The following is a 25,062-nucleotide window of genomic DNA, read 5'->3' on the forward strand; positions in this document are numbered from 1 at the left end:
CCCGGCGGAAGCAAATCCCGAGAGGAACAGCGCAATGGCGGAGATCCATCACTTCGACCACGGATGGGTGACTCCGGCGGTGAGTTATCTGCTCTCCGTGCTCGGCTCGCTCCTGGGGCTGACCGCCGCGGTGCGCTTGCGCCAATCGAAGTCCGGCGGTGAGCGGGCCTGGTGGCTGACGCTCGCCGCGGTGGCCATCGGTGCCACCGGCATCTGGAGCATGCACTTCGTCGCGATGACCGGCTTCAGCGTCACCGGCACCCCGATCCGGTACGACATCGGCCTCACCATCGCCAGCGCCGTGATCGCGTTCGTGGCGGTCGGGGTCGGCCTCGCCATCGCGCTGCTGGGCACCGCCGCGCCGCGTACCCGGATCCTGATCGGCGGTGTGCTCGCCGGCCTGGGTGTGGCCGCGATGCACTACACCGGCATGGCCGCGATGCGTCTCCGCGGCGAGATCCACTACTCGGGCCGCGAGGTCGCCCTCTCGGTGGCGATCGCCGTGGTCGCCGCGACGGTCGCGCTCTGGCTGACGCTCGTCGTCAAGACCCCGGTCGTCATCTTCATCTCGGCGCTGGTGATGGGCGTCGCGGTCAACGGCATGCACTTCACCGGCATGGCCGCGATGTCCGTGCTGCCCGAGCAGTCGTTCGGCTCGGTGGCCGGCGCGACCGCGAGCGGCCTGCTCGTCCCGATCGGCGCGGCAGTGGTCTTCGCCGTGCTCGGCATGGTGTACGCGCTGGCCGCCGCGCCGAGCGAGGAGGACCGGGAGGCCGCCGCGTACCTGGCGTCCCGGCTCGAGTCGCGTCCCGGGCCCGCCGCCGGCACCCCGCCCGGCCAGCTCTGGGGCCAGCAGCCACCGGCGCGGCAGGGGCAGCCCGGCCAGGCCGCCGGTCGCTCCACGCTTGGCGGCGGCAACTGGACCTACCGCGACCGCGACCGCGCACAGTAGACACTGCGAAAAAAGCCCGTTCCGGTACGCCTGGAGCGGGCTTTTCGCTATTTCGGCTGGATCAGCCAGTCCCAGGCCTTGCGGAGCGCCGTCGCCCGGTTCTCGGCCAGGCCGGCCGGCGCGTCGGCGCTCGGCTCGGCCAGCCGGGCGGCCGGTTCGCTGACGATCACGCCGCGCTCGAAGAGCCCGTCGACCTGGTCACCGCCGGCGAAGCGGTGGCCGGCGGCGGTCTTGAGCAGCAGCCCGTGGAAGACGTCCTGGCGCTCGTCCGCGAGGACGTGCTCGACCGTGCCGACGCTGTCGCCGGATCGGTCGTAGACCGGGATGCCCTCCTTCAGGACCAGGTAGGACACCGGGGCGCCGAGGTCTTCACCGTTCTCGCTCATGCCGAGCCTTTTACCCGGAAACCGATCGTTCCAGCATCCGTTTCCAACATCATCTTTTCGGCTGAGTCGCTCTAAACGTTTTGTACATAAAAAGACCTTATGCCCGAAACGCCGATCGGATCGCCGCGCTATGTCCGGAATTCCCTTAGTGTCCGCTTGTCGCCGGATCCCCACGGCGGACAACAGAGGCACTGGAGGAACTCATGCAGAAGACTCGGCGATTCGGGGCGATGATTGCCCTGTCCACCGCTGCTGCCGGCATGGCGGCGGTGTCCGCGGCGGCGCCGGCGGCCGCGGCCGGCCGTGGTCCCGAGCCGGTTTCCCCCTGGCTCCAGGCGGTACGGGCGAACGCCGCCAGCTGGGTCCTCGTCCACTGGCGGACCGACCGGACGATCTGTGACGCGCGCATCCGGGTCCGTGGTGAGCGGGTCCGGGTCGAGTACCCCGGCTCGTGGCGGTTCACCACGTTCTCCCGGGGCGACATGCTGCGTCCCGGCCGGTCCGACTACATCCAGCTCCGGGTCACCCCGATCGCGCGGCGCAACAGCGTCGCGACGCTGGTGGCCACGATCTCGTACGACGAGTGCGGACGTAAGGCCCGCACCCAGACGCGCACCTCGGTTCTCTCGATGCCGGTGGTGATGCGCGGCAACGTGCCGGGTGGCATCGGCGGTCCGGGCGCCCCCGGACACGGCCACCCGGACGGGCCCGGCCACGACGGCCCCGGCGCTCCGGGGCACGACGGTCCGGGCCACGGCCACAGCGGTGGCCAGGGCGGCCCCGGCGGCCAGGGCCAGAACGGCCAGGGCCAGGGCCAGAACGGCCAGGGCCAGGGCCAGGGCCAGAACGGCCAGGGCGGCCCGAACGGCCAGTACGGCCAGGGCGGTCCGGGTCAGGGCGGCCAAGGCCAGGGCCAGGGCGGTCCCGGCCAGAACGGTCAGGGCCAGGGTCAGTACGGCCAGGGCCAGGGCCAGGGCCAGGGCGGTCAGGGCGGCCAGAACGGCCACGGCGGTGGTCAAGGCGGTAACGGGCACAGTGGCGGCGGCCACTGATCCCGGGACCGGGAAATGAGCGACGCGCGGCCGGGAGTCATTCCCGGTCGCGCGTTGTCATCCCCGCGCAGCCGCCCGCCTCAGCGATTCGCCATGATCAGACCGGCCGGGTCGGTGCAGGTCAGCTCGACCGCCCGGGCGATCACGTCCGGGTCGTAACTGGTGGCGTGGAACGTCGCCTCCAGATGCAGGACGCCCGTCATCTCGCTGCTCGTCACGGTGATCGTCCGTGGCCCGCTGACCGTCGGCACGCTCAGGTTGATCCGGCTGGCCGGAACCACCGCCCAGGGCAGATCACTCAGCAGGTCGTGCCGGCCCCGATCGCTGAACGCCAGGCCGGGCGGGGACTCGACCGGCGCGCCGGTCAGCACGGCCCGGCCGGCCCGCAGCATCTTGCGGGTCAGCGGCCGGCCGGAGGCCAGCTCGTCGGCGAGCGTCCGGTGGATCGCGACCGGGTCGGTGAGCGCGTCCGGCGGCAGGTGCGCGGGACCCAGGTCGAGCAGGAACGTGCCACCGTGCGTGTCGGGTTCGACACCGAGTTCGATCAGGGCGGCGGTGAACGCGGCGAACGTGATCGCGGCGGTGCTGACGCCCGGCGCGTACCGGTCCCGCCAGGCGGCCATCTCGTCCAGCACGCGGGCGGACCGCGCCGAACGCATGGTCAGACTGGGATGCCAGGCCGTCGACGGGCCGGCCGCCGGTCGTCCGCTCTCCGGCGACTGCGGCTGTTGCTGCTTGGGCAGCATCCAGCGCCCGGGGTGCCGGCCGACCTGTTTCCACCAGGCCTTCGGCAGCGCCGCCTGCTGCCGGGCCGGCGCGGTGGGAATGCCGGCGGCGCGCATCTCGTACGCGGCCAGGGCGAGCTCGCGCAGCAGCGGGTTCGTGGCCCCCGCGTACGCCGACGACACACGCACCGCGAGATAGCCCCCACCGGCCAGGATCCGTACCGGGTGCTGGCCGGGCGGTTCGAACTGCAGCTGCCGTGTCAGGGCCTCGAAGTTCACCGGGTCGTGCCCGAGATCGGTCACCGCGCCCTCGGCGAACCGGGCGAACTCCGGGCCGTCCAGGTGTTCCCACCTGTTCGCGGAGCGGCTGAGCCGGGAGACGATCGGGTGCGCCGGATGCGCGGCGTGCAGGCCGATCATCGCGTCGCGGATGCGGCCGGCGGTGACGCCGACGAGTGGGCCGACCGTGCGGACGTATTCGAGCGGTAGCGAGGCGCGCTCGCGCAGGGTCAAGCTCGTGGTGGACATGACGTGCTGCTTTCCCCCGGGAATCCGGTGGAGATCATAGCCAGCCGTACTTCTTCAGACTGCGATGTACGCCACCGCCGATCAGGACCATGGCGAGCATCGCGCCCCAGAAGCCGTATGGGGAGTCGAGACCCGGCATCACCTCGAAGTTCATGCCGAAGATGCCGGCGATCACGGTGGGCACTGCGGCGATCGCGGCCCACGCGGCGATCTTGCGCATGTCGTGGTTCTGATCGACCGAGACCTGCGCGAGGCGGGCCTGCAGGATCGAGTTGAGCAGCTCGTCGAAGCCGCCGACCCGGTCCGCCGCGCGGGCCAGCCGGCCACGCACGTCCACAAGGTACGGACGCAGAGCGGCCGGCACGTCGCGCAGCTCCAGCAGCCGGGTCATCGGCTCGCCGAGCGGCAGAACCGCCCGCTTGAACTCGACCATCTCCCGCTTCAACTGGTAGATGTGGGCGAACTCGGAGGAGCGGACAGTGGCGAACGTCTCCTCCTCGATCCGGTCCAGGTCGTGTTCCACATGTTCGGCCACGTCCAGGTAACTGTCGACCATCCGGCTGCCCACCGCGTACGCCACCGACCACGGGCCCTGCCGCAGCACCTCGGGGCGGGACTCCAGTTCACGGCGTACCAGGGCGAGCGGGCCGACCGGGCCCTGCCGCACGGTGATCGCGAACGCGGGTCCGACGAGGATCGTCACATCGCCGGTCTCCACCACCTCGGAGGTGGCCGTCAGCTCGTCGTGCTCGACGTATCGGGCGGTGCGGAGCACCAGCCGGGTCACGTCGCCGAGCACCTCGACGCCGGGCCGGTGACCGCCCGACACCGCCTGCTCGACGTGCAGCTCGTGCAGGCCGAAGACCTCGGCGACGGCGGTCATCGTGGACCGGCTCGGCTCGTGCAGCCCGAGCCAGACGAAGCTGCCGCGCCGGCCGGCCAGGCGAGCCGCCTCCGCGTACGGAATCTGTCGTGGGCCGGACCGGCGCGCCCCGCCGGCGTAGACCGCGCAGTCCACGACCGCGTCCGGATCGCCGTGCGGGACCTGCACGGCCGGCTTCGGGGTACGGACGATGTTCTCCAGCAGCCGGCCGAGCGCGCCTCTCATGGGGGAGAAGGTATCGCTCAATCCGAGCGCTGCATGGCCCGCACGCCGACGAGCAACCCCAGCGCCGCGACAAGCACCGCGGCGATCAGTCCCTCGGCCGTGTGGCGGCCCCAGATGTCGCCGGCGAACAGGGCGCGTTCGGCGTCCACCACGTACGTCATCGGGTTGGCCCGGGAGAGCGCCTGGAGCCAGCCCGGCCCGTTGTCGATCGGCAGCAGCACCCCGGCGAGCAGCAACAGCGGGAAGAGCAGCGTCTGCTGGACCGTCCAGAAGAGCCACTCCTTGTTCTTCGCGGCGAGCGCCAGCGTGTAGGAGAGCGCGCCGAGCCCGATGCAGAAGCCGGCCAGGATGCCGAGCCCGATGAGGGTGCCCGGCAGGTGCAGCTCGAAGCCGAACGGGATGCAGACGGCCACGATCAGGGCGGCCTGCGCGATCATCGGGACGATCTCCTTGAGCGCCCGGCCGATCAGCAGGGCGGGCCGGCGCAGCGGGGTGACCAGCATCCGCTCGTGCGAGCCGGTCTGCATCTCGAAGAGCAGGTTGGACCCGGTCATCGAGGAGCCGAAGAGGCAGGACATCACGATGATGCCGGGGACGAACCACTGCAGCGACTCCTCGCCCGGGAGCAGCGGCGCGAAGAGCGCGAGGAAGAAGAGCGGCTGAACCATCGAGAAGATCACCGAGAACGGGTCGCGGATGACCGGTCGCAGTTCGCGGCTGAAGACGACGCGGGTGTCGGTGACGAGCGATGACATGATCAGGCCTCCACGAGTTCGGGCTCGGTGTCCGCCGCGCCGCCTTCGCGCAGGCTGCGGCCGGTCAGGGTGAGGAAGACGTCGTCCAGGGTGGGGCGCTTCACCTCGATCGAGTCCGGGGCGAGGCCGGCGGAGCGCAGACTGTCGAGGATCCGCGGCGCCTCGCGCGGGCCGTCCTCGGCGACGAGCCGGACGCAGCCGTCAGCCACCGGCGCCCCCAGCGCCTTCGCCGCCTGCGCGGCATCCACGGGAGAACCGAAACCCAGGATCACCCGGTCACCCACGTGCTTCGCCTTGAGCTGCTGCGGGGTGTCGTCCGCGATGATCCGGCCGTGGTCGATCACGATCACCCGCTCGGCCATCGAGTCCGCCTCGTCGAGATAGTGCGTGGTCAGCACGATGGTGGTCCCGTGCTCGGCGCGTAGCCGCACGATGTGCTCCTGCAGGTTGGCCCGGTTCTGCGGGTCCAGCCCGGTCGACGGCTCGTCGAGGAAGAGCAGCTCCGGGGCGTGGATCAGGCCCATCGCGATGTCCAGGCGGCGACGCTGGCCGCCGGAGAGGGTGGAGACGGTGCGGTCGGCGACGTCGCTCAGCCCCAGCGAGTCGATCAGCTCGCCGGCCCGGGTCCGGGCAGCGCGCACCGGCATCCCGTACGCCCGGCCCTGGCTGATCAGCTCGTCGCGTCCGCGCTGGCTGTGCCCGGCGCCGTTGCCCTGTCCGATGTATCCGATCCGCAGACGCACGTCGCGCTGCCGGCGGACCACGTCGAAGCCGGCGACCTGCGCGCTGCCCGAGGTGGGCGGGATCAGCGTGGTGAGCATCCGCAGCGTGGTGGATTTGCCGGCGCCGTTCGGCCCGAGCAGGGCGACGAGCTCGCCGCGAGCCACCGTCAGATTGATGCCGTCGACCGCGCGGACGTCCTTGAACATCTTCGTCAGCTCTCGCGTCTCAATCATCATGGTGTCGACGCTAGAGTTCGAAGCGGCCAGTTTCTGACCGCAATGTGATGGAGTCTGAGGACATGGCGAACACGAGTGCCCGGATGCTGCGGCTCCTGTCGCTGCTGCAGACCCATCGTTACTGGCCCGGCTCGGAGCTGGCGGACCGCCTCGAGGTCAGCCCGCGGACCCTGCGCCGCGACGTCGACCGGCTGCGTGAGCTGGGCTATCCGGTTGACGCCAGCCGTGGCGTGGCAGGCGGTTACCAGTTGCAGGCCGGCGCGGCGATGCCGCCGCTGCTGCTCGACGACGAGGAGGCGGTCGCCATCGCGGTCGGGCTGCGTAGCGCCGCCGCCGGCGCGGTGGCCGGTTTCGAGGAGACTTCGGTACGAGCCCTCGCCAAGGTGATCCAGCTGCTCCCGCCCCGGCTACGCCGCCGTATCGACGCGCTCCAGGCGGTCACCGCGCCCGGCGTGCTCGGTGGCGGACCGGTGCTCGACGCGGTGACGCTGACGACGATCGCGATGGCGTGCCGGGGTGAGGAACGGCTGCGGTTCGACTACGCGCCGCGCGACGGCGAGGCGATGCGCCGGCACGTGGAGCCGCACCGGCTGGTCTCGCTCGGCCGCCGGTGGTACCTGGTGGCGTGGGACCTGGACCGCGGCGACTGGCGGAGTTTCCGGGTGGACCGGCTCAGCGGCCCGTCGCTCACCGGCGCGCGGTTCCGGCCGCGCGAGCTGCCGGGCGGCGATCCGGTGGTCTGGTTGCGCTCACGGCTGGCCACCATCCCGAGCCGTTACGAGGTGTCGGTGCTGATCGAGGCGCCGGAGGATACGGTCCGGTCCTTCATCGGCCACTGGGGCGCGGTGACGCCGGTGACCGCGTCGTCCTGCCGGCTCACCATGAGCGTGGACGACCTGGGCTGGCCGATCATGGTGCTCGGGGTGCTGTCGGCGCCGTTCGTCATCGAGTCACCGGCCGAGCTGCGCGATCGCGCCCGCCGGGCGGGGGAGACGCTGATCAGGAACACCACGGTGTCGTGATGGGACGGTTCGGCGCCCCCGTGGCGCCGAACCGCACGGTCAACGTATCGACGGGGTACGACATTTCTTCGTCACGGCCGTGCGCCGGCTCACAGGGATCTCCGCAGCAGCCACGACCAGACGTCCTCGGCGTCCGTGGAGCCGTAGGCCCGGCGCTTGCTCTGGATCGTGAAGCCGCGCGCCTCGTAGAAGGGCACCCCGAGGTCGTTGCCGACCACCGCGGCCACCCAGAGCTCGGTCGCGCCCAGCTCGCGGACCTGCTCGGTGACCCGGTTCAGGAGCAGGGTGCCTAGGCCGCGGCCGCGTTCCGACGGCTCCAGATACATCATGAAGAGCTCCGCCGCGCTCGCCGCGGTGAGACCGCCCGCGGCGACGCCGAGCACCCGGCCGCCCTCCTCGACGACCTGGTAACCGAGCCAGCCCGGTGAGTCCGGCGCGATCCGCCCGGCGATCCGGTCCGGCGGGTAGAACTCGGCGAGCATGCGACCGATGTAACCGGCCGGGAGAACGCCCTGGTAGGTGGCGTGGAACGCCTTGGTGCAGATGTCGTGGATCGCCGCGACGTCGGTGGCGTGCGCCGCCCGTACCTCAGCCATCCCGCGAGGATAGAGCCCGCTGCCGGATGTGGTCGTCGCACCACTCGGAGCCGACCAGGAACCGTTTCACCCCGATGATGTCGAATCCGTGCTTCGCGTAGAACTTCGCTGCTCGCACGTTCTGCTGGTTCACGCCGAGCCAGCAGGTCTCCGCGCCGGTCCGCGCCGCGGTGGCGAGCGTCGCGGTCATCAGCGCCTGCGCCGCGCCGCTGCCGTGGGCCTCGGCCAGCAGGTAGAACTTGCTCAGCTCGATGCTCGTCGCCTCGTCGACCACGGCTGCCACGTCCGGGTCGGTGATCCGGTCGCAGACCAGCATGGAGTAACCCACCGGCTGATCGTCCTCGGACACCAGCACGATGATCCGGTTCGGGTCGGACAGGTACCGGGTGAAGCTGTCGACCGAGAGGTGGGCCGCGACGAACGCGTCGATGTCCGCCTGCGCCATGCTCGGCGGGCAGGCCAGCCCGAACGTGCGGACGGCAAGGTCGTGGAGAAGCTGCTCATCGCCGAGAAGGCCATGACGCGTGGTGATCGTCATGGAGAAACAGTTTAGAGTCTTACGAGTGCGCCCTCTGACGAAGCGACTCGGCGATGTCATTCCTCACCCCGCCTCCGTGCGGCCGGCTCCGGCCGCATCGTTCACGATCACTGAGGGTACGGGTGTGACAGCCGTCCCCGAGGCCGCCGGCGTCGCCGCTCACCTGGCCGCGGAGCTCGCCCGGGTCACCGGCGGGACGATCCCGATCGGACCCGGCGGTGCGATCCGTCTCGAGCTCGACCCGTCGCTGCCCGCCGAGGGCTACACCTGCGAGATCACCGACGACGCGGTGACCCTGCGCGGTGGCACGCCGCAGGGCCTGTTCTGGGGCGTACAGACGCTGCTCCAGCTGGCGCCGGTCCTGCCCGGCGGGGTGATCGAGGATGCGCCGCGCTACGAGTACCGCGGCGCGATGCTCGACATCGCCCGGCACTTCTTCACCGCCGACGAGATCAAGGCGCACATCGACCTGCTCGTCCAGTTCAAGATCAACCATCTGCACCTGCATCTCACCGACGACCAGGGCTGGCGTCTGGAGATCCCGGGCTGGCCGAAGCTCACCGAGATCAGCGGGGGCGCGGGCACCGGGGTGGACGGCGCCGGGCCGGGCTTCCTCACGCTCGCCGAGTACACCGGGATCGTCGACTACGCGGCCGCCCGCTTCGTCACGATCGTGCCCGAGATCGACATGCCGGGACACGTGAACGCGGTGCACCACGCGTACCCGGAGCTGACCGCGGACGGGCAGCCGGTGCCGCAGCGCACCGACGCCGAGGTCGGATACAGCTCGCTGGTGGCCGGCAAGGAGGAGACGTACGCGTTCGTCGAGGACGTGATCCGGACGGTGGCCGACGTGACCCCCGGGCCGTACCTGCACATCGGCGGCGACGAGTGTCTCTCCACGCCGGCCGAGGACTACCGGGCGTTCCTGGGGCGGGTGCTGCCGTTGCCCGGCAAGTACGGCAAGCGGGCGATCGGCTGGCACGAGATCGCCGCGGTCGAGCTGCCGGAGACCGCTGTCGTGCAGTTCTGGCGGATCGAAGCCACCGACGACGACACGGCACGGGCCGCCGCGGACGGCCGGCGAGTCATCATGGCCCCGGCCGACCGGACGTATCTCGACATGAAGTACGACGCGGACACCCGGATCGGGCTGGACTGGGCCGGTCACGTCGACGTCCGCCGCTCGTACGAGTGGGACCCGGCCGACCGCCTGCCCGGTGTGCCCGAGTCGGCGCTGCTCGGTGTCGAGGCGCCGCTCTGGTCGGAGACCCTGCGCAGCGTCGCCGACGTGCAGTACCTGACGTTCCCCCGCCTCCCCGCGATCGCCGAGGTGGCCTGGTCACCCCGCAGCGTCCGGGACTGGGACTCGTTCCGCACCCGGCTGGCAGCCTTCGCCCCCCGCTGGGCAGCCGCCGGCGTCAGCTACCACCCGTCCGCGGAGATCCCCTGGCCCTGACCCGGCGGCCGGTCAGGGGACGACGAGCTTGATACGGCTGCGGGGAATCGCCGGGATTCGGGAGAGGTCGATCGTGGTGTCCTGCGGCGGCAAGTAGTAGTCGAGCCGGGCCAGGTGCTGGATCAGCGTTCCCAGCAGGGCGATCGTGATCTTCTCGCCGGGGCAGCGGTGGCCGGTGCGCGGGTCGCCGCCGCCCTGCGGGATCAGGTCGAAGTCGCCGATCTCGCGGCCCAGGAACCGTTCCGGGCGGAACGCGTACGGGTCCTCCCAGAGGTCCGGGTCGTGGTTCTGGCCGTAGACGTCGAGCAGCACCAGCGTCCCGCTCGGGATCGGCTCACCCTGGAAGTGGAGGTCACGGGCGGCACGCCCGCCGAGGAACGGCGCGAACGGGTAGAAGCGGCGCACCTCGTGCACGAACGCCGTCGTGAACTCGTCGTCGCCGGCGCGCAGCCGGGCGGCGTGCCGCGGCCAGCGGTCCAGAGCGTGGGCGGCGAACGCGACGAACCACGCCACCGCCGTCGACGGACGGATGACGTTGAGCAGTTCGACCGCTGCCGTGCGAGGATCCAGCAGGACACCGTCGTCGGTGTGGTGCGCGATCACCGAGATCGGCTCCGGCGTGGGAGCTTCCGCCCGTACCCTCGCAATTGTCTTGGAAAGAATGCGCTCCTGCCGCTCGCGTGCCGCCAAGGCCCGCGCGAAGCGCGGACCCACCGTCGCGAATCCGTCGACCATGGCGACGAGATCCCGGGCCAGGGCGGTCAGCTCACGCTCCTCTTCGGGTACGCCCACCCAGCGCGTCACCGCCTTCGCGATGATCCGGGCCGTCTCGTCGAAGAGCGAGATCTCCCGGCCGCCCCGCCATCCGGCCGCGGCCCCGTCGAACGCCTCACCGGCCAGCTTCGCCAGGGTGTCGATGCCGTCCTCACCGAGCAGCAGGCCGGAGAAGAGCGCCTTGCGGTGCCGGTGCGCCGACCCGTCCAGCGTGTGCACCGCGCCCGCGCCGAACAGCGTGTGCACGACCAGGCTCGGCAGTGCCGTGTGCCGTTCCAGGTTGCCGGCGCCGTAGAAGAACTGGGCGGCGGCGGGACCGCAGATGCCGACGGCGGGCTGTCCCATGACACGGGTCCGCACCGGCGCGCCGGAGGCACGGCGGCGCAGATCGGGCAGCCACGCGTACCCCTTGAGAGCGACGGCGAGAGTCTGATCGAGGTCGGCCATGGCGCACGTATAACCGGATGCGAGGACGTGAAACTAGGCTGGGACGGTTTCTCGGGGAGGACGACGGTTTGAGCAGGGGTGCACGATCAGCGGCGGCGCTTGCCGGATTCGTACTGGTGGCCGGGGCGCAGCTCGCCCTCGTGCTGCTGGCGCTCGGCGCGGTGCTGTGGCTGCTGCCGAGCACCGTGGCGCTGCGGGCCGGGGTGCCGCTGAGCATCGCCACGTTCGGCGCCGCCGGGTACGCGACCTGGCGCGCCCTGCACACCCGCAGGCGGCTGCCGGCCGGGGTGACGGTGACCCGGGACCGCGCGCCCCGGCTCTGGGACCTGGTCGACGCCGCGGCCGTGGCCGCCGGCGTGCCGTCCCCGGCCACCCTGGCCGTGGTCGCCGACGCGGGTGTCACGGTCGGCGAACGGACCCGTCTGCTCGGGCTCGTCGGCGGCCGCCGCGACCTGTACCTGGGACTTCCGCTGCTCCAGGCCTGGGGCCCGGATCGGTTGAGCGCCGCGGTCACCCACGAGCTGGCGCACTACTCGCCCCGGCTCAGCCGGTGGGCGCCGCTCGCCTACCGCGGGCGGGTCGCCGTCGGCCGGGTGGCGCCCCGGATCTCGCGCCGCAATCCGGCCGGGATCGCGCTGCGGGCCTGGGCCGGGCTGTACCGGCGGATCGACACGCCGTTCAGCCGTGAGCAGGAGCTGGCCGCCGACCGGATCGCGGCCGGGCACGCCGGTGCGGAGGCCGTCGCCGCCGTGCTGCGCGATCTGCCCGCGCTCGCCGGGATGCAGCGGTTGTTCCACGCGGAGTATCTGGGGCCGGGCTGGCAGGCCGGATATGTGCCGGATGACGTCTTCGGCGGGCTGCTGCGGGTGCTTGCCGCGCGGTCGGCGGAGATGGCGGTGCTGCGCGGGCAGGAGCCGGAGCCGGCCGGTCCGTGGGACACCCATCCGCCGCTGGCGGAGCGGCTCGCGTCGCTGGCGCCTCCGGAATCCTCGGACGCTGCGAAGGATTCCGATGCTCCTGGTGAGACCGTTGCTCCTGGCGAGACCGTTGCTCCTGGCGAGACCGACTCTCCTGATCAGACCGACTCTCCTGATGAGACCGTGGAGCGGGTTCCGGATCTGCCGCAGCTCGGCCGGGCGTTGCAGGACGTCGCCTATCCAGCCGGTGGGCGCACCATCGTGACCTGGGACGAGTGTCTCAGCATCGCTCGAACCGCGGAGATGGAACGGGAGGCCGAGGCCGCGCTCGCCACCATCTCCCGCGCGGTGGGCGCCGAGATCAGCGGCCCGGCGCAGGTGCTCGACCTGGCCGCCGACGGCCGGCTGCGCTCGGCGGCGGAGACGCTGTTCCCCGGCGCATCGCCCGGCGCCGCCACCGACCGGATTATCGACCTGCTCGGGCTGATGATGGCGCTCGCGGCCCTGCGCAGCGGCATCGTGCGGTGGCGGCACAGCTGGACCGGCGCGGCCGAGGTGGTCGGTGTCGACGGCGCCTACCTCAACCTCGCCGAGTTGGCGCAGGCCGCGGCCGAACCGGAGACCGTCCCGGCGGTGCGTGAGTACCTGGAGAAGATCGGTGTCGACCTCGCGGCGCCGGCCGGGGACGGCGGGCCGGCCCGTCCGGTCCTCGGCGGGCTGGTCAATCTGACCGTGGACGGCTCGCGTACCGACCTGCTGATCACGGATCTCGGGTTGTTGCTGGTGCCGGGCCTGCCCCGGGGACGCGGGCCGGAGTCGAAACGGCGGCTGGCCCGGATCGCCGCGGACGGGGTGCCGGTCACGGCGCGACCCGAACCAGCCTCCACGCCGGAGCCGGGCAGCCGGTTCCTGCCGTTCGCCGACGTGACGGGGGTGACGGCGCTGCCCGGGCGCCGGAAGGGCTGGACGATCGAGGTGCGTGACGGCGACGGGGTGACGCTGCGCCCCGCCCTGGACACGGACGAGCTGCTCGGCGGCTGGAAAGTCTGGGAGGAGACGGTGACGTTCCTCACCGGGACGCGGCCGGTGGTGCCCGCCGCGCGGCCCCCGGCGGAGGGAGTCGCTGAACCGGGAGCGGTCGATGCCCGTACCGGAGGCTAGGACAGTCTCATCCCTGACGGATGAGCAACCATTACGTCACTTTGGGTCACAATGACCTCGGAGGTTGTTCGCTTCGCCGGCACCTGAAATGGGTAGCACGACTGCCGGGGAGGCGCGACGATCGTCTCCATACCCGGGGGAGGGCGCCATGGCACGAGGTCCGTCGACGCTCTTCGGAGCCATCGTGGCGGTCGGGGTCGGACCGGCCCTCTGGCTCGGCGCTCAGCTCGGGACCGCCGACGTCGCCCCGAACGAGCGACCCTCGACCGTGGTGGGCGAGCAGGGACCGGAATCGGACATCGACTTCGGTGGTGTCGGCGCCGGTGAGACGCCGGACCAGGCCGACTGGATCCGGGTCTACCCCGATTCCGGCGACGACGGCGAGACCGCGCCGAGCCCGGCGGTGAAACGGACGTCGATGAGCCCGGCCGCGGTCGTCGTGACGCCCGGCTCTCCGTCGCCGTCACCGTCCTCGCCTGCCGTCGCGTCGTCACCGCCTCCGTCACCGCCGCCCAGTGACCCGGTGGTCCCGCCGAGCCCCAGCTTCGAGGGGGAGCCCTCGTCGGAGCCGTCCGCGGAGCCGAGCGACGAGGTCACCGAGGACCCGGAGCCGTCGGTGTCCGCGCCGCCGGAGGAGAACGAGGCGCCGGAGCCGTTGTACTCAGCGCACGAGTAAGGGGGAGCCGATCGGCTCCCCCTTTTCGGTTCTAGCGGGTCACAGGCCCAGCAGCCGGTCCAGGATGTCCCGGTAGGCGCGCAGCTCCACGCGCAGGGCCTCGGTGTCGTCGTGGCCCTTCGCCAGGGAGCCGCGCTGCTCGCGCAGTGCCGCGGTGAGCCGGTCCACCGCCTCGTCCACCAGTTGCGCCGCCTCGCCGGTGGCTGCCTTCGGGTCGTCCACGAACCGCAGCTGCACATCGCGCCAGCGGTCCTTGAGCGCCTGCACCTCGGCGGTGGGGAAGAACGGCGCCGGGCCGGCGGAGTGATCCGTCTCGGTCGTGGGGATGGGCGCGGTGACCACCTGCGGGTCCTCGAAGGTGCCCTTGTCGTCGACGGCCGCGTCGACCGGGTCGGTCCGCTCGGCCTCGTCCAGAACCTTCGGGTCCTCGAAGGTGCCGCGGTCCTCGATCACCGAGTCGGCGGCCGCGTCGCTGTCGTCGGTGTGCCGGCCGCGCGGCGGCTCGTCCAGGTCCAGCGGCAGGTCGACGTCGTCGTGGGTGTCCGCCGGGCGCTGCCCGATCGGCACGGTCCGGTCCTGGTCGCCGGTGTCGATCCGGTTCTGGGCGGTGGTGTCGATGGTGACGGTCCGGTCGGCCTCCGACTCCCGCGGCAGGCCGTCCGCCTGGTCCCGCAGCCGGTCGTCCGCGTGGTCGTGCGTGCGGGCGTCCGCTTCCTGCGCGCGGGTGCCCGCTTCCTGCGCGCGGGTGCCCGCTTCCTGCGCGCAGGTGCCCGCTTCCTCCAGGCGGCTGTCCAGCGGGACGGTCCGGTCGTCGGCGACGCCGGACGCGGCGTCGGTGGTGCGGTCGGTGGGCCGGTCGGCGTCAGGGTTTCCGGCGGGACGCGGCTCGGCCATCGCCGACGCGGCGACCGCACCACCCACAGTGGACGCCCCGAACGCGGTGGGCTGCGGTGCCGGCTCGGCGACCGGCCGGTCCGCGTCGGCAGGCCCGTGCTGCCACGGCGATCCGGCGCGCTGCTGCGGCACCACCGGTTCGGCCTGCTGCGTACGCTCGTCGTCCCGCGTACGGACGTCGTCGTGGTCCTCGGCGTTGTCCTTGGCCTCGTTGGAGAAGAAGCGCATCGTCGGGTGCTCCTCAGCGGCTGGTGGCGTCGGGGCGGGAACGCGCGACGCCGGGTTCGGTGGCGGTGTCCTCAGTGTCGTTCACGGTACGAGCAGGCGCATCGCCGGAGATCGCGGTGTGGTCGTCGGCGGCCGGGCGGGGCGCCGGGGTGCTCGCGTGTCCGACCGGGTCCTCGCCGAGCAGGTCGGCGAAGAGAGCGCGGTAGTGGACCAGGGCCTGACGCAGGTCCTCGGTCTCGGTCTCGCCGTTCCTGCTGCGCCGGCTGATCTCGTGTGCGGCGCGGTAGTGCTCCAGAGTGGCGGCGTGCTCGACGGAGAGGTTGGCGAGCCGCTCGTCGTAGTCGCCGGTCGGGTACCCGCGCTCGGCGATCAGGGCGGTGACCAGCTCGTCGGCGGTGGAGACGGCTTCCTTGGGGTTGTCGACGAACCGGATCTGGACCTCTTCCCAGGCGGTGGCGTACTTGGCACGCGACTCGCCGGACAGCGGACGCAGTTCGAGCTGGGCGTGCCGCTTGGTGCGTTCGTGCAGCTCACGCTCGGCCTCGGTGCGGTTTCCGGTATCGGCGACCACGCGGTCGTACTCGGGTCCGAAGGTCTGCTGGAGCTTGCGGCGCCGCATGGCACGGACACCCAGCACGATCGCGGCCAGCACGAGTAGGACGACGACGATCAGGACGATGGTGGCGGTGGCGGACATCAGGTTCCTCCTTCTTCCACGGGAGGTATGCCCAACTCGTACCGGCCGCCAATCCTCGTGTTCACCCACTGCGCGGTGCGGCGGACTGTCGTGCACCCGACGATCTCTCAAAAAAGATCGCACGCCGATCTGGCTGGACAAACAGGACGGATGCACCACATCCGGGAGATCGGGGAGCTAGCTGAGACGCACGTCATTACGTATTCTTCGCCGAGCGCATGACTCGGGCGTGGTGGCCGTCCCATTCTGATCGGTCGCCGGGCGGGCCGGCGTATAGATCGTTTCCTACCGAACCCCTCGGGCGGAGCCTGATGAGAAGCCGCAACTGGTCGATCCGTTCGAAGATCACCGCGATGGTCGCGGTGCCGCTCGCGGCACTGCTCGCCCTCTGGATCTTCGCGACGGTGGTCACCGCCGGTCCGGCGCTCAATCTGATCGAGGCCCGCGACGCCGTGCACAAGCTCGGCAACCCGGGACTGCAACTGATCGCTCAGCTGCAGCGCGAGCGGCACTTCTCGGCGATCTACGTCTCCGCCGCCAAACCGACAGCCACCGATCTGAACCGCGAGCGGGCCGCGACCGACGAGGCGGCCACCACCTTCCGCCGGGCCGTCGCCGAGGCCGACCTCACCGAGTCGGTGCGGACCCGCGTCGACGAGATGCTCGCCCTGCTCGACGAGCTGCCGGAGACCCGCGCGGGCATCGACGACCGGCTGATCAAGGACGTCCTGCCGGTGGTGCGGGACTTCAGCGCGGTGATCGACGCCGCGTTCGAGGTCTCCGCCACCGCGGCCATCTTCTTCCACGAGCGGGTCGACCGCGAGGTCCGCGGGCTGATCGACGCGCTCAAAGGGCTGGAGCACCTGAGCCGGGTCGACGCGATGCTGGCCGGCGCGAACGCCGCGGGTTACATCCACGCGATCAACCGCGGCATCCTGATCGAGGACATCGCCAACTCGCGTTACCTGCTCAAGTCCGGTGTGGAGGACATGCCGGAGAGCGCGCGCGGCGACTACTCGCGGGTGATCACCAGCCCGGCCTTCGTCGACCTCGACATCATGCAGAACTCGCTCATCGGCGACAGCTACGCGGGCGGGCCGCCGCCGGTCAGCGGCGAGAGCTGGCAGCCGACGTACGACCGGACGAACGCCGAGCTCAGCGACTTCGTGCTGCGGTCGGTCGACGAGGTGGCCGAGGACGCCGTCCCGCTGGCCGCGAGCGTTCTGCTCCGGCTCGGCATCGCCGGCCTGCTCGGCCTGGTCGCGTTCGTGCTATCGATCTTCGTGGCGGTCCGGTTCGGCCGATCGATCGTGGGGCGCCTGATCCGGCTGCGGCGCGAGGCCCTCGAGATGGCGTCCGAGCGCCTGCCCGCGGTGGTCCGGCGGCTGCAGCGCGGCGAGGCCGTCGACGTCGAGGTGGAGACACCCCCGCTGGAGTACGGCGGTGACGAGATCGGTCAGCTCGGTCACGCGTTCAACGCGGTGCAGCGTACGGCCGTGCAGTCCGCGGTCGACGAGGCGAACGTCCGGCGCGGCATCAACGAGGTTTTCCTCAACATCGCCCGGCGCAGCCAGACCCTGCTGCACCGGCAGCTCTCGCTGCTGGACAAGATGGAGCGCCGGGAGACCGAGCCGCAGGAGCTGGAGGACCTCTACCGGGTCGACCACCTCGCCACCCGGATGCGGCGGCACGCCGAGGACCTGGTCATCCTGGCCGGCGCGGCGCCCGGGCGCGGCTGGCGCAACCCGGTGCCGATCATCGACGTGGTCCGCGGCGCGATCAGTGAGGTGGAGGACTACAAGCGGATCGACATCCGCACGATCACCTCGTCGGCGGTGCTCGGCCGGGCGGTCGGTGACGTGATCCACCTGCTCGCCGAGCTGATCGAGAACGCGGCGTCGTACTCGCCGCCGCACGCGCGCGTCCAGGTGGTCGGTCAGGTGCTGCCGAACGGCTACGCCATCGAGATCGAGGACCGCGGCCTCGGGATGGCCCCGGAGGCGATCGAGGAGACCAACCGCCGGCTCGCCGAGCCGCCGGACTTCGACCCCACCGACAGCGCCCGGCTCGGCCTGTTCGTGGTTGCTCAGCTGGCGAACCGGCACCAGATCCGGGTCTCGCTGCGGGCCTCCGCGTACGGTGGCATCACCGCGATCGTGCTGCTCCCCGGTGACCTGGTGACGAGCGTCCCCGGGCCGGCGCTGCCGATCGGACCCGCCTCCGGCGGGCTCGACACGCCGCTCGTCGGCTCCGGCAGCGAGGACCCGCTGCGGCAGTCGCTGGCGTCGCTGCAGTGGCAGGGCACCGGTGAGCTGCGCGAGGTGACCGTGCCGGGCCGTCGCGGGGCGGCCGAGGAGACGCCTGCCGACGCCGTCACGGATCCGGGTGGCCCGGCACCGAGCCTGATCGCCGATGAACTGAGCGCCGAGGGCCTGGTGCAGCGGCGCCGGGTCCGCCGCAAGCCGAACCCGCCGATCGAGATGCCGGGTGAGAGCACGGGCGGGATCCGGGCCGTACCCAGAAATTCCGGTCCTTCCGCGCCGCCGCCGGAAACGCCCGTCGTGCCGGCGCAACGCCGGCCCTCCGCGGCGGAGACCACGGACGACGACGGCCTGCCGAAACGGGTACGCCAGGCGAGTCTCGCCCCGCAGCTGCGCCAGCCGGCCGTGGAGCAGGAGTCCACCGCCCCGGCGCGCAGCCCGGAGCAGGTTCGCACGCTGATGAGCGCCCTGCAACTCGGCACCAACCGCGGCCGCGTCGACGCCGCTCGCACAGAAACGGCCGCGGCGGAGACCGAGCGCGCGGACGATACGGTCAGTTTCCCGACCCTCGTGGACGTCACGGCGGCCCGGGACAACGCACCATCCGGGACCGACGCGGCGGACGGCGACCGCGCGTACGGCACCGGAGAGAACCTCAGGCTGGAGAAGGACGCATAGTGGCACAGACGAAGCAGAGCGCGAACCTCACCTGGCTCCTCGACGATCTCGTCGAACGGGTGCCAACCGCGCAGCAGGCCGTGGTGCTCTCGGCCGACGGGCTCATGCTCGGCGCCTCGGCGGCGATGAGCCGGGAGGACGCCGAACATCTCTCCGCCATGGCAGCCGGTTTCCAGAGCCTCGCCAAGGGCGCGAGCCGGCACTTCCAGGCGGGCCAGGTCCGGCAGACCGTGGTGGAGATGGAGGAGGCCTTCCTCTTCGTGACCGCTGCCGGTCAGGGCGCCTGTCTGGCCGTGCTGGCCTCCGCCGACGCCGACCTGGGCCTGATCGCCTACGAGATGGCGATGCTCGTCACCCGGGTGGGTCAGATCATGAGCGCGCCGGAGCGGTCGGTGCTCGCGCCGTCCGATGCCCTCTGAGCAGCCGCGTGTGACACACGACTGGCTGGACTCCGACGCGGGACCGGTGGTCCGGCCGTACGCGATGACCGGAGGCCGGGTCGCCCCCTCGGACGGCGACTTCGACCTGGTCGCGTTCGTGGTCGCCACCGTTCCCGATCTGCCGATCGGTCCACAGCTGCAACCCGAGCACCACGCCATCGTCGCGGCGGCGTGGGAGCCGATCTCGGTGGTGGAGCTGGCGTCCCAATTGGACCTCTCCATCGGCGTGGTCCGGGTCTTTCTCGGTGATCTACGCTCAGCGGGGCTCATCTCGCTGTACGAACCTCCGGCGGCCACACAGCCGCACGACGTCGACGTTCTCAAGGCGGTTGTCAATGGACTCCGTGCGCTCTGACCGCAACGGCGGCTCGTCGCGCATCCCGGTCGCGCTCAAGATCCTGATAGCCGGTGGTTTCGGCGCGGGCAAGACCACGATGGTGGGGTCGGTCAGCGAGATCCGGCCCCTGCAGACCGAAGAAGTGCTCACCGGGGCCGAGGGCGCCGACGACGTCTCGGGCGTGGAGGGCAAGACCACCACCACGGTGACCATGGACTTCGGCCGGATCACGATCACCGAGGACCTGCAGCTGTACCTCTTCGGCACGCCCGGGCAGGACCGTTTCTGGTTCCTCTGGGACGAGCTGTCGCAGGGTGCGCTGGGCGCCGTGGTGCTGGCCGACACCCGGCGGCTGGCCGACTGCTTCCCGTCGATCGACTACTTCGAGCAGCGGGGCACGCCGTTCGTGGTGGCGGTGAACTGTTTCGACACCCAGCAGCGCTTCGCGCCGGAAGCGGTGAGCCGGGCGCTCGACCTGGACCCGGGCGTCCCGGTCGTGCTCTTCGACGCCCGTGACCAGGTGGCCGCCCGCAACGTGCTGATCGAGCTGGTGGAGTACGTGGCGCGCCGCCAGCTGGCCGCCGCCGGAAGCCGCTGACCCCTGCCCTGGCCGGGCGGGACGGCGCGGATCAGACGGGGGTCCGCGGCGCCGGCCCGCTGCTGTCCCGGATCACCAGCTCGGTCGGCAGCATGATGTGCGGCACCGGACCGGCCGGGCCGCCCCGGGAACGCCGGATCGCCTCGGTCAGCGCGGCCGCGGCGGCCTGCCCCTTCGCCACCACGTCCTGGCGCACGGTGGTCAGCGCCGGTTGCATCCGCACGGCATCCGGCCCGTCGTCGAATCCGACGATCGACAGGTCCTCCGGGACTCGCAGGCGCAGGTCCTCGGCGGCCTGGCGGACGCCCACCGCAGTGGTGTCGGAGAAGCACAGGAACGCGGTCGGCCGGTCCTCCGCGGCGAGCAGGACGCGGGCGTCACGGCGTACGTCCTCGGTCTTCTCCAGAGGGTGACGGAGGAACGCGGGCTTGACCCCCGCGGGTTCCAGGACGTCGGACCAGCCGAGCCGCCGCTGGTGGGAGGCGTGACCCTCGATCAGCGTGGACGGGTCGGTGATGAAGCCGTGCCGGCCGTTCTCCCCGTTCATCGCGATGGCGAATCGCCGGTGACCGAGGTCGATGAGGTGCTGGGCGGCGGCCCGGGCGCCCGCGCGGTCGGCGATGTTGACGCTCGCCACGTCGTCCACCTGGTCCTGGTCGACGAAGACCATCGGCAGGTTGCGCCGCCGCAGCCAGGAGACGGCCGGCGAGGTGGGGTCGCAGGAGTAGACCACCGCGCCGTCGATCGCGACGTCGCGCGCGGGCACGACGTCTCCGGCGGCCGCGGACGTGAGCAGCGTGATCGCCAGCCCGGTCGGCGCGAGCTCCCCGGCGATGGCGGCCAGGAACCCACCGGCGACCAGGTCGGTGAAGGCGTAGCGCAGCGAGTCGGTGAGCAGGATGCCGACCGCGCCGGTGGTGCCCTTGGCGAGGGCGCGGGCGGTCGGGTCCGGACCGACGTATCCGAGGTCCTGCGCGGCGGCGAGGATCCGCTCACGCAGGGCGGGGGAGAGCTGGTCGGGGCGGGAGAACGCGTTGGACACCGTCATCCGGCTCACGCCGACCCGGTCGGCGATGGTCTGCAGCGTCACCCTGGGCATGTCCACACGGTATCCCCGGGAGCCGGGATCGCCTTTCATCGGAACCGGGATCGCCTTTCATCGGACGGTGACGGAAGACGATCCCGGTCCCGGACCGAGGAAAGCTCAGGCCGGGCGGTGGCCGGCGGGGGCCACCGCGCACGACGCACGGTAGAGGGCGTTGGCGAGCGAGGCGCGCAACCACGGCGTACGGGCCACGGGCTCGGCCTCCGCCACGACTGGCGCGTCCGGCCGGGCGCTCAGGACCTCACGGGTCACGTCCTGGACGCCACGGAGGTACGCGGCTGGTAGTTCCATGACTTGCCTCCTGTTTCGGTCTGTACCGGTACAGTAACCGTCGCTTCTGTACCGGTCAAGAAGGCGAGGCAAACGTGCGGAATCCGTCCGGTGTGGTGGGATCGAACCATGGTCTCCAGCGCGGAATACGTCTTCGTCGGCTGCTACACCGGTGACAAGGGGGGTGAGGGCGACGGCATCACGCTGCTCCGCCGCGATCCGGCCACCGGTGATCTCACCCGGCTCGGGCTGGCGGCGCGCACCCCGTCGCCGTCCTTCCTCGCGCAGCACCCGACGCTGCCGGTCCTCTACGCGGTGAACGAGCTGGACCAGGGCACGATCACCGCGTTCTCGGTCGCGCCGGACTGCTCGCTGATCCCGCTCGGGACGCAGAGCACCGGCGGGGCCGACCCCTGTCACCTCGCGGTGACGGGTGACGGGCGGCACCTGGTGGTGGCGAACTACGGCGGCGGATCGGTCGCGGTCTTCCCGCTGGACGCCGACGGCGTCCCGGCCGGGCGCAGCGACCTGCTCCAGCTCCAGGGTTCCGGCCCGAACGCGGAGCGTCAGTCCTCGCCGCACGCGCACCAGGTGGTCCCGGACCCGAACGGCGCCGACGTGCTCATCTCCGACCTCGGCTCGGACCGGGTGTGGCGCTCACGGCTGGACCCGGTGTCCGGGCGCCTTTCGCTGCCCGACCCCGCGGTCGAGGCGAAACCCGGCACCGGCCCGCGTCACCTGGTGCGCTCGACCGGCGGCACGGTGCTGCTCGCCGGCGAGCTGACCGGCGACGTGAGCTGGTACCGGCCGGCGGGCGGACCGACCCTCACGCCGGCCGGCACGGTCGCCGCCAGCCAGTCGTCAGGCGCGGTCCACCCGTCGGAGATCGCCATTCGCAACGATGGCAGGCACGTCTATGTGGCTAACCGGGGACCGGACACCGTTTCGGCTTTCTCCTGGGACGGCGAGTCGCTCACCCTGATCGCCGAGGTGCCCGCCGGCGGGGTGTGGCCGAGGCACATGGTTCTGCTCGGGGATCACCTCTACGTAGCCAATCAGCGTTCACACAACGTGACCGTTTTTCGCGTCGACCCGGACACCGGAATTCCCGGGTCGCAAGGGGAGCCGACCGGAGAGCCCAGCCCCACCTGTCTTCTGCGCTGGAATCCTCCGATGATCAGGCCATAGGCGAGATCGGTCAGGCGGGCACGTCTGTGATCTTCTGAGGCAAATCCGGCGTGCCTGCCGCAAAAGTCGATACTGATCGACACCGAGTCGTCACTCAGGGTGTTTCTTGGATAGGGAAACGCCAATCTGAGTAATTTTCGTCCGAACGTATATGGCATTCAGCTTCCGGGCTCGACACTATGGAGCGCGTGTCTGGCCGCCATCGTAGAAACTTCAACGCAAAGGGAGCGGGCGTCGTCGGAGGTGCGATGGCGATAGTCGTCGTAATTGCGGGGACGTGGCTCGGTTATCAGCAGTTAGCGGACTCCGGGTGTACCGGATCCGTGCGACTGTCCGTTGCCGCCGCTCCCGAAATCGCGCCCGCCGTCCAGCAGATCGCTCAGCAGTGGACGGCCGGCGGAGCCGAGGTCTCCGGGACGTGCGTCGCTGTCGACGTCGCCGACGAGAACCCCGCCGACATCGCCGGCGCGGTCTCCCGCGACCACGACGTCGCGCTCGCCGGCCTGGGTACCGCGCCGGAGTCGGTCGTGGTCCCCGACGTGTGGCTCCCGGACTCGTCGACCTGGCTGCTGCGCCTGCAGCAGGAGGCCCCCGGCTTCAAGCCGACGAAGATCGCCTCGGTCGCGCAGAGCCCCCTCGTCCTCGCGATGCCGGAGCCGGTGGCGAAGAACTTCGGCTGGCCGGACAAGAAGATGGCGTGGCGGGACCTGCTGGCCCAGTTCGGCACGGAGAGCACGCTCCAGGTCGGCATCGTCGACCCGACGCGTGACGCGGCCGGCCTGACCAGCCTCCTCGCGGTCGGCGCCAACGCCGGCACCACGCAGGAGGGCAAGCTCAAGAAGGTGCAGGTGCTGACCGCGCTCGCCGAGAACCGTTCCGCGCTGCGTGAGGAACTGCTCCAGCAGTTCCCGAAATCCACCGACGCGAACGATCTGGGCAACAGCCTGCAGGCCGCCCCGCTCTCCGAGGAGGACGTGGTGGCGTTCAACGCGCAGCGTCCCGCGGTCCAGCTCAGCGCCCTCTACATGGAACCGGCGCCGCAGCCCCTCGACTACCCGTACGCGGTGATGCCGCAGGTGGTGGACACCCAGAAGGCGGCCGCCGCCGACGCGCTGCTCGCCCAGCTGGCCGGCGCCGGCTTCAAGGAGAACCTGGCCACCGTCGGCCTGCGCGCTCCGGACGGCACCTACGGCTCGGGCTTCCAGGCCCCGGTCGGCGCCCCGGCCGCCTCACCCGCGGTGAAATCGTCGAGCGGCTCCGAGGGCGGTGGCAAGGCCGCGTCCGGCGTGAGCGGCAAGGAGCTGAGCCAGGCAGTCGGCTCCTGGGTGGCGACCACCCTGCCCGGCCGGGTGCTGGCCGTCTTCGACGTGTCCGGCTCGATGGACAAGGCCGTGCCGACTGCCGGTGGCGCAACCCGGGCCCAGGTGACCCAGGATGCGGCGCGCGGCGGTCTGGCCCTGTTCAACAACAAGTGGGCGGTCGGCGTCTGGCGCTTCTCCACGAAACTGGACGGCAACCTCCCCTACAAGGAGCTCGTCCCGATCACCCCGCTCACCTCGGGCCGCCAGCGGCTCCAGGAGTCGATCTCCGACCTGGACCCGGTTCCGGCGGGCAACACCGGCCTCTACGACACGGTTCTCGCGGCGTACAAGGAAGTCCAGAAAAACTGGAAGGCCGGCCGCAGCAACTCGGTCATCCTCTTCACCGACGGTGAGAACCTCAATGAGGACGGCCTGGAACGGGGCGAGTTCCTCGACCAGCTGAAGAAGGCCGTCGACCCGAAGAGGCCGGTCCGCCTCGTGCTGATCGGTATCGGTAACGAGGTCAACAAGGCTGAGCTCGACGAGATCTCCGCAACGGTGAAGGGCAGCGGCGTCTTCATCGCCCAGGACCCGGCCCGCATCAGCGACATCTTCCTCGAGGCGATCGGAACCCGAACCGGCGCCAACTGAGCCCCACGCATTCCGAGCGACCGCCGTCCAGCTGGGCGGCGGTCGTTCTTTTCCCCGAGGTACGGAGATAGCCGCCCCTGCCGGGCCGGCCCCGTCCCCGTGAGGACAACGCGACCTCCCTGCCGTCCCCAGGCCGTCCGGCGCCTTTCACTACCGGTGCAACGCAGGCCGGGGCGCCGCTCGCGGTCAGCGCAGGTCGGCCACGCCCGCCCGCGTGACCAAAGCCGCGCCGACACTGCGCACCAGCCGGGCCAGCCGGACAGCGCTGAAAGCCAGTCGGACCGGCTGGACCAGCCCTGAAAGCCAGCCGGACCGGCTGGACCAGCACGGAGCGCCAGCCGGACCAGCCGGCGCTCAGT

Annotated in this window: 24 protein-coding genes; 12 read left to right on the forward strand and 12 right to left on the reverse strand. The window is 71.4% G+C overall.

The window, feature by feature from the left end; genetic code table 11:
* The first annotated feature begins 34 nt into the window (after window positions 1–34).
* Window positions 35–952, forward strand: coding sequence for an MHYT domain-containing protein (locus tag AMIS_RS05095; RefSeq protein ID WP_014441127.1), 918 nt, complete (start codon window positions 35–37; stop codon window positions 950–952).
* Window positions 953–999: 47 nt separating this feature from the next.
* On the opposite strand, the gene AMIS_RS05100 is transcribed toward AMIS_RS05095, so the two are convergent.
* Window positions 1,000–1,338, reverse strand: a complete 339-nt coding sequence (locus AMIS_RS05100; RefSeq protein WP_014441128.1) for a PRC-barrel domain-containing protein — start codon at window positions 1,336–1,338, stop codon at window positions 1,000–1,002.
* 203 nt (window positions 1,339–1,541) lie between these two features.
* Here AMIS_RS05100 and AMIS_RS42275 point away from each other — a divergent pair, with 203 nt between their 5' ends.
* Window positions 1,542–2,390 carry a hypothetical protein gene (locus tag AMIS_RS42275; RefSeq protein ID WP_014441129.1) on the forward strand — a complete coding sequence of 283 codons (849 nt, stop codon included), beginning with the start codon at window positions 1,542–1,544 and terminating at the stop codon, window positions 2,388–2,390.
* An 80-nt stretch (window positions 2,391–2,470) separates the two neighbouring features.
* Here AMIS_RS42275 and AMIS_RS05110 read toward each other — a convergent pair whose 3' ends face one another.
* The 4 genes from AMIS_RS05110 to AMIS_RS05125 are packed head-to-tail and all read right to left on the reverse strand — an operon-like array spanning window position 2,471 to window position 6,462.
* The gene (locus AMIS_RS05110) at window positions 2,471–3,643 is read right to left on the reverse strand and encodes a hypothetical protein (protein WP_014441130.1); all 1,173 of its coding nucleotides are present in this window, start codon (window positions 3,641–3,643) and stop codon (window positions 2,471–2,473) included.
* Window positions 3,644–3,677: 34 nt separating this feature from the next.
* A complete protein-coding gene (locus AMIS_RS05115) occupies window positions 3,678–4,751 on the reverse strand; it encodes a magnesium and cobalt transport protein CorA (RefSeq protein WP_014441131.1) in 1,074 nt (357 codons plus the stop codon).
* A gap of 17 nt (window positions 4,752–4,768) precedes the next feature.
* A complete protein-coding gene (locus AMIS_RS05120; protein WP_014441132.1) occupies window positions 4,769–5,506 on the reverse strand; it encodes an ABC transporter permease in 738 nt (245 codons plus the stop codon).
* Window positions 5,507–5,508: 2 nt separating this feature from the next.
* Entirely contained in the window at window positions 5,509–6,462 is a 954-nt protein-coding gene (locus AMIS_RS05125; protein WP_041830525.1) for an ABC transporter ATP-binding protein, read from the reverse strand.
* Between the two features lie 65 nt (window positions 6,463–6,527).
* On the opposite strand from AMIS_RS05125, the gene AMIS_RS05130 reads away from it, so the two are divergent.
* Window positions 6,528–7,487: a helix-turn-helix transcriptional regulator gene (locus tag AMIS_RS05130; protein ID WP_051042387.1), complete on the forward strand. Its 960-nt coding sequence runs from the start codon at window positions 6,528–6,530 to the stop codon at window positions 7,485–7,487.
* 89 nt (window positions 7,488–7,576) lie between these two features.
* On the opposite strand, the gene AMIS_RS05135 is transcribed toward AMIS_RS05130, so the two are convergent.
* Both AMIS_RS05135 and AMIS_RS05140 read right to left on the reverse strand, forming a co-directional pair.
* A complete protein-coding gene (locus AMIS_RS05135; protein WP_014441135.1) occupies window positions 7,577–8,083 on the reverse strand; it encodes a GNAT family N-acetyltransferase in 507 nt (168 codons plus the stop codon).
* Complete coding sequence (locus AMIS_RS05140; RefSeq protein ID WP_014441136.1) at window positions 8,076–8,621, reverse strand: GNAT family N-acetyltransferase; 546 nt, start codon at window positions 8,619–8,621, stop codon at window positions 8,076–8,078. Before AMIS_RS05140 ends, AMIS_RS05135 begins: the two co-directional genes overlap by 8 nt.
* On the opposite strand from AMIS_RS05140, the gene AMIS_RS05145 reads away from it, so the two are divergent.
* Window positions 8,620–10,080, forward strand: a complete 1,461-nt coding sequence (locus AMIS_RS05145; RefSeq protein ID WP_014441137.1) for a family 20 glycosylhydrolase — start codon at window positions 8,620–8,622, stop codon at window positions 10,078–10,080. The genes AMIS_RS05140 and AMIS_RS05145 overlap by 2 nt on opposite strands.
* A 12-nt stretch (window positions 10,081–10,092) precedes the next feature.
* Here AMIS_RS05145 and AMIS_RS05150 read toward each other — a convergent pair whose 3' ends face one another.
* Window positions 10,093–11,301 (reverse strand): cytochrome P450, encoded by a 1,209-nt coding sequence (locus AMIS_RS05150; RefSeq protein ID WP_014441138.1) that lies wholly within the window; start codon window positions 11,299–11,301, stop codon window positions 10,093–10,095.
* A 68-nt stretch (window positions 11,302–11,369) separates the two neighbouring features.
* Between AMIS_RS05150 and AMIS_RS05155 the strand changes: the two genes are divergently transcribed.
* Together AMIS_RS05155 and AMIS_RS05160 are read left to right on the forward strand one after the other, a co-directional pair.
* Window positions 11,370–13,379 (forward strand): M48 family metallopeptidase, encoded by a 2,010-nt coding sequence (locus tag AMIS_RS05155; protein ID WP_231859237.1) that lies wholly within the window; start codon window positions 11,370–11,372, stop codon window positions 13,377–13,379.
* 148 nt (window positions 13,380–13,527) lie between these two features.
* Window positions 13,528–14,055, forward strand: a complete 528-nt coding sequence (locus tag AMIS_RS05160) for a hypothetical protein (RefSeq protein ID WP_014441140.1) — start codon at window positions 13,528–13,530, stop codon at window positions 14,053–14,055.
* Window positions 14,056–14,094: 39 nt separating this feature from the next.
* On the opposite strand, the gene AMIS_RS40245 is transcribed toward AMIS_RS05160, so the two are convergent.
* Together AMIS_RS40245 and AMIS_RS05170 are read right to left on the reverse strand one after the other, a co-directional pair.
* A complete protein-coding gene (locus AMIS_RS40245) occupies window positions 14,095–15,177 on the reverse strand; it encodes a hypothetical protein (protein ID WP_014441141.1) in 1,083 nt (360 codons plus the stop codon).
* A gap of 13 nt (window positions 15,178–15,190) precedes the next feature.
* On the reverse strand, window positions 15,191–15,874 hold the full coding sequence (locus AMIS_RS05170) for a hypothetical protein (RefSeq protein WP_014441142.1): 684 nt from the start codon (window positions 15,872–15,874) through the stop codon (window positions 15,191–15,193).
* Window positions 15,875–16,185: 311 nt separating this feature from the next.
* Between AMIS_RS05170 and AMIS_RS05175 the strand changes: the two genes are divergently transcribed.
* From AMIS_RS05175 to AMIS_RS05190, 4 genes are read left to right on the forward strand one after another with little or no spacing between them, the layout of a single operon-like run.
* A complete protein-coding gene (locus AMIS_RS05175; protein ID WP_014441143.1) occupies window positions 16,186–18,813 on the forward strand; it encodes a sensor histidine kinase in 2,628 nt (875 codons plus the stop codon).
* Entirely contained in the window at window positions 18,810–19,232 is a 423-nt protein-coding gene (locus AMIS_RS05180) for a roadblock/LC7 domain-containing protein (protein WP_041829564.1), read from the forward strand. Before AMIS_RS05175 ends, AMIS_RS05180 begins: the two co-directional genes overlap by 4 nt.
* Window positions 19,222–19,608, forward strand: a complete 387-nt coding sequence (locus AMIS_RS05185; RefSeq protein ID WP_041829565.1) for a DUF742 domain-containing protein — start codon at window positions 19,222–19,224, stop codon at window positions 19,606–19,608. Before AMIS_RS05180 ends, AMIS_RS05185 begins: the two co-directional genes overlap by 11 nt.
* A complete protein-coding gene (locus AMIS_RS05190) occupies window positions 19,589–20,188 on the forward strand; it encodes a GTP-binding protein (RefSeq protein ID WP_014441146.1) in 600 nt (199 codons plus the stop codon). Before AMIS_RS05185 ends, AMIS_RS05190 begins: the two co-directional genes overlap by 20 nt.
* Window positions 20,189–20,219: 31 nt before the next feature.
* Here AMIS_RS05190 and AMIS_RS05195 read toward each other — a convergent pair whose 3' ends face one another.
* The gene (locus AMIS_RS05195) at window positions 20,220–21,287 is read right to left on the reverse strand and encodes a LacI family DNA-binding transcriptional regulator (RefSeq protein ID WP_014441147.1); all 1,068 of its coding nucleotides are present in this window, start codon (window positions 21,285–21,287) and stop codon (window positions 20,220–20,222) included.
* Between the two features lie 105 nt (window positions 21,288–21,392).
* The gene (locus AMIS_RS05200) at window positions 21,393–21,584 is read right to left on the reverse strand and encodes a hypothetical protein (RefSeq protein WP_014441148.1); all 192 of its coding nucleotides are present in this window, start codon (window positions 21,582–21,584) and stop codon (window positions 21,393–21,395) included.
* A 108-nt stretch (window positions 21,585–21,692) separates the two neighbouring features.
* On the opposite strand from AMIS_RS05200, the gene AMIS_RS05205 reads away from it, so the two are divergent.
* Both AMIS_RS05205 and AMIS_RS05210 read left to right on the forward strand, forming a co-directional pair.
* A complete protein-coding gene (locus tag AMIS_RS05205) occupies window positions 21,693–22,751 on the forward strand; it encodes a lactonase family protein (protein ID WP_014441149.1) in 1,059 nt (352 codons plus the stop codon).
* 323 nt (window positions 22,752–23,074) lie between these two features.
* The gene (locus AMIS_RS05210) at window positions 23,075–24,703 is read left to right on the forward strand and encodes a substrate-binding domain-containing protein (RefSeq protein ID WP_331429000.1); all 1,629 of its coding nucleotides are present in this window, start codon (window positions 23,075–23,077) and stop codon (window positions 24,701–24,703) included.
* Window positions 24,704–25,062 lie beyond the last annotated feature (359 nt).

Origin of the sequence: Actinoplanes missouriensis 431, assembly GCF_000284295.1 — a bacterium.
Taxonomy (GTDB): domain Bacteria; phylum Actinomycetota; class Actinomycetes; order Mycobacteriales; family Micromonosporaceae; genus Actinoplanes; species Actinoplanes missouriensis.

Bases quoted from the DNA above. Each gene is read 5' to 3' on its own strand.
- AMIS_RS05095 (WP_014441127.1), top strand. From the start codon at position 35: ATGGCGGAGATCCATCACTTCGACCACGGATGGGTGACTCCGGCGGTG.
- AMIS_RS05100 (WP_014441128.1), bottom strand. From the start codon at position 1,338: ATGAGCGAGAACGGTGAAGACCTCGGCGCCCCGGTGTCCTACCTGGTC.
- AMIS_RS42275 (WP_014441129.1), top strand. From the start codon at position 1,542: ATGCAGAAGACTCGGCGATTCGGGGCGATGATTGCCCTGTCCACCGCT.
- AMIS_RS05110 (WP_014441130.1), bottom strand. From the start codon at position 3,643: ATGTCCACCACGAGCTTGACCCTGCGCGAGCGCGCCTCGCTACCGCTC.
- AMIS_RS05115 (WP_014441131.1), bottom strand. From the start codon at position 4,751: ATGAGAGGCGCGCTCGGCCGGCTGCTGGAGAACATCGTCCGTACCCCG.
- AMIS_RS05120 (WP_014441132.1), bottom strand. From the start codon at position 5,506: ATGTCATCGCTCGTCACCGACACCCGCGTCGTCTTCAGCCGCGAACTG.
- AMIS_RS05125 (WP_041830525.1), bottom strand. From the start codon at position 6,462: ATGATTGAGACGCGAGAGCTGACGAAGATGTTCAAGGACGTCCGCGCG.
- AMIS_RS05130 (WP_051042387.1), top strand. From the start codon at position 6,528: ATGGCGAACACGAGTGCCCGGATGCTGCGGCTCCTGTCGCTGCTGCAG.
- AMIS_RS05135 (WP_014441135.1), bottom strand. From the start codon at position 8,083: ATGGCTGAGGTACGGGCGGCGCACGCCACCGACGTCGCGGCGATCCAC.
- AMIS_RS05145 (WP_014441137.1), top strand. From the start codon at position 8,620: ATGGAGAAACAGTTTAGAGTCTTACGAGTGCGCCCTCTGACGAAGCGA.
- AMIS_RS05140 (WP_014441136.1), bottom strand. From the start codon at position 8,621: ATGACGATCACCACGCGTCATGGCCTTCTCGGCGATGAGCAGCTTCTC.
- AMIS_RS05150 (WP_014441138.1), bottom strand. From the start codon at position 11,301: ATGGCCGACCTCGATCAGACTCTCGCCGTCGCTCTCAAGGGGTACGCG.
- AMIS_RS05160 (WP_014441140.1), top strand. From the start codon at position 13,528: ATGGCACGAGGTCCGTCGACGCTCTTCGGAGCCATCGTGGCGGTCGGG.
- AMIS_RS40245 (WP_014441141.1), bottom strand. From the start codon at position 15,177: ATGCGCTTCTTCTCCAACGAGGCCAAGGACAACGCCGAGGACCACGAC.
- AMIS_RS05170 (WP_014441142.1), bottom strand. From the start codon at position 15,874: ATGTCCGCCACCGCCACCATCGTCCTGATCGTCGTCGTCCTACTCGTG.
- AMIS_RS05175 (WP_014441143.1), top strand. From the start codon at position 16,186: ATGAGAAGCCGCAACTGGTCGATCCGTTCGAAGATCACCGCGATGGTC.
- AMIS_RS05185 (WP_041829565.1), top strand. From the start codon at position 19,222: ATGCCCTCTGAGCAGCCGCGTGTGACACACGACTGGCTGGACTCCGAC.
- AMIS_RS05190 (WP_014441146.1), top strand. From the start codon at position 19,589: ATGGACTCCGTGCGCTCTGACCGCAACGGCGGCTCGTCGCGCATCCCG.
- AMIS_RS05195 (WP_014441147.1), bottom strand. From the start codon at position 21,287: ATGCCCAGGGTGACGCTGCAGACCATCGCCGACCGGGTCGGCGTGAGC.
- AMIS_RS05200 (WP_014441148.1), bottom strand. From the start codon at position 21,584: ATGGAACTACCAGCCGCGTACCTCCGTGGCGTCCAGGACGTGACCCGT.
- AMIS_RS05205 (WP_014441149.1), top strand. From the start codon at position 21,693: ATGGTCTCCAGCGCGGAATACGTCTTCGTCGGCTGCTACACCGGTGAC.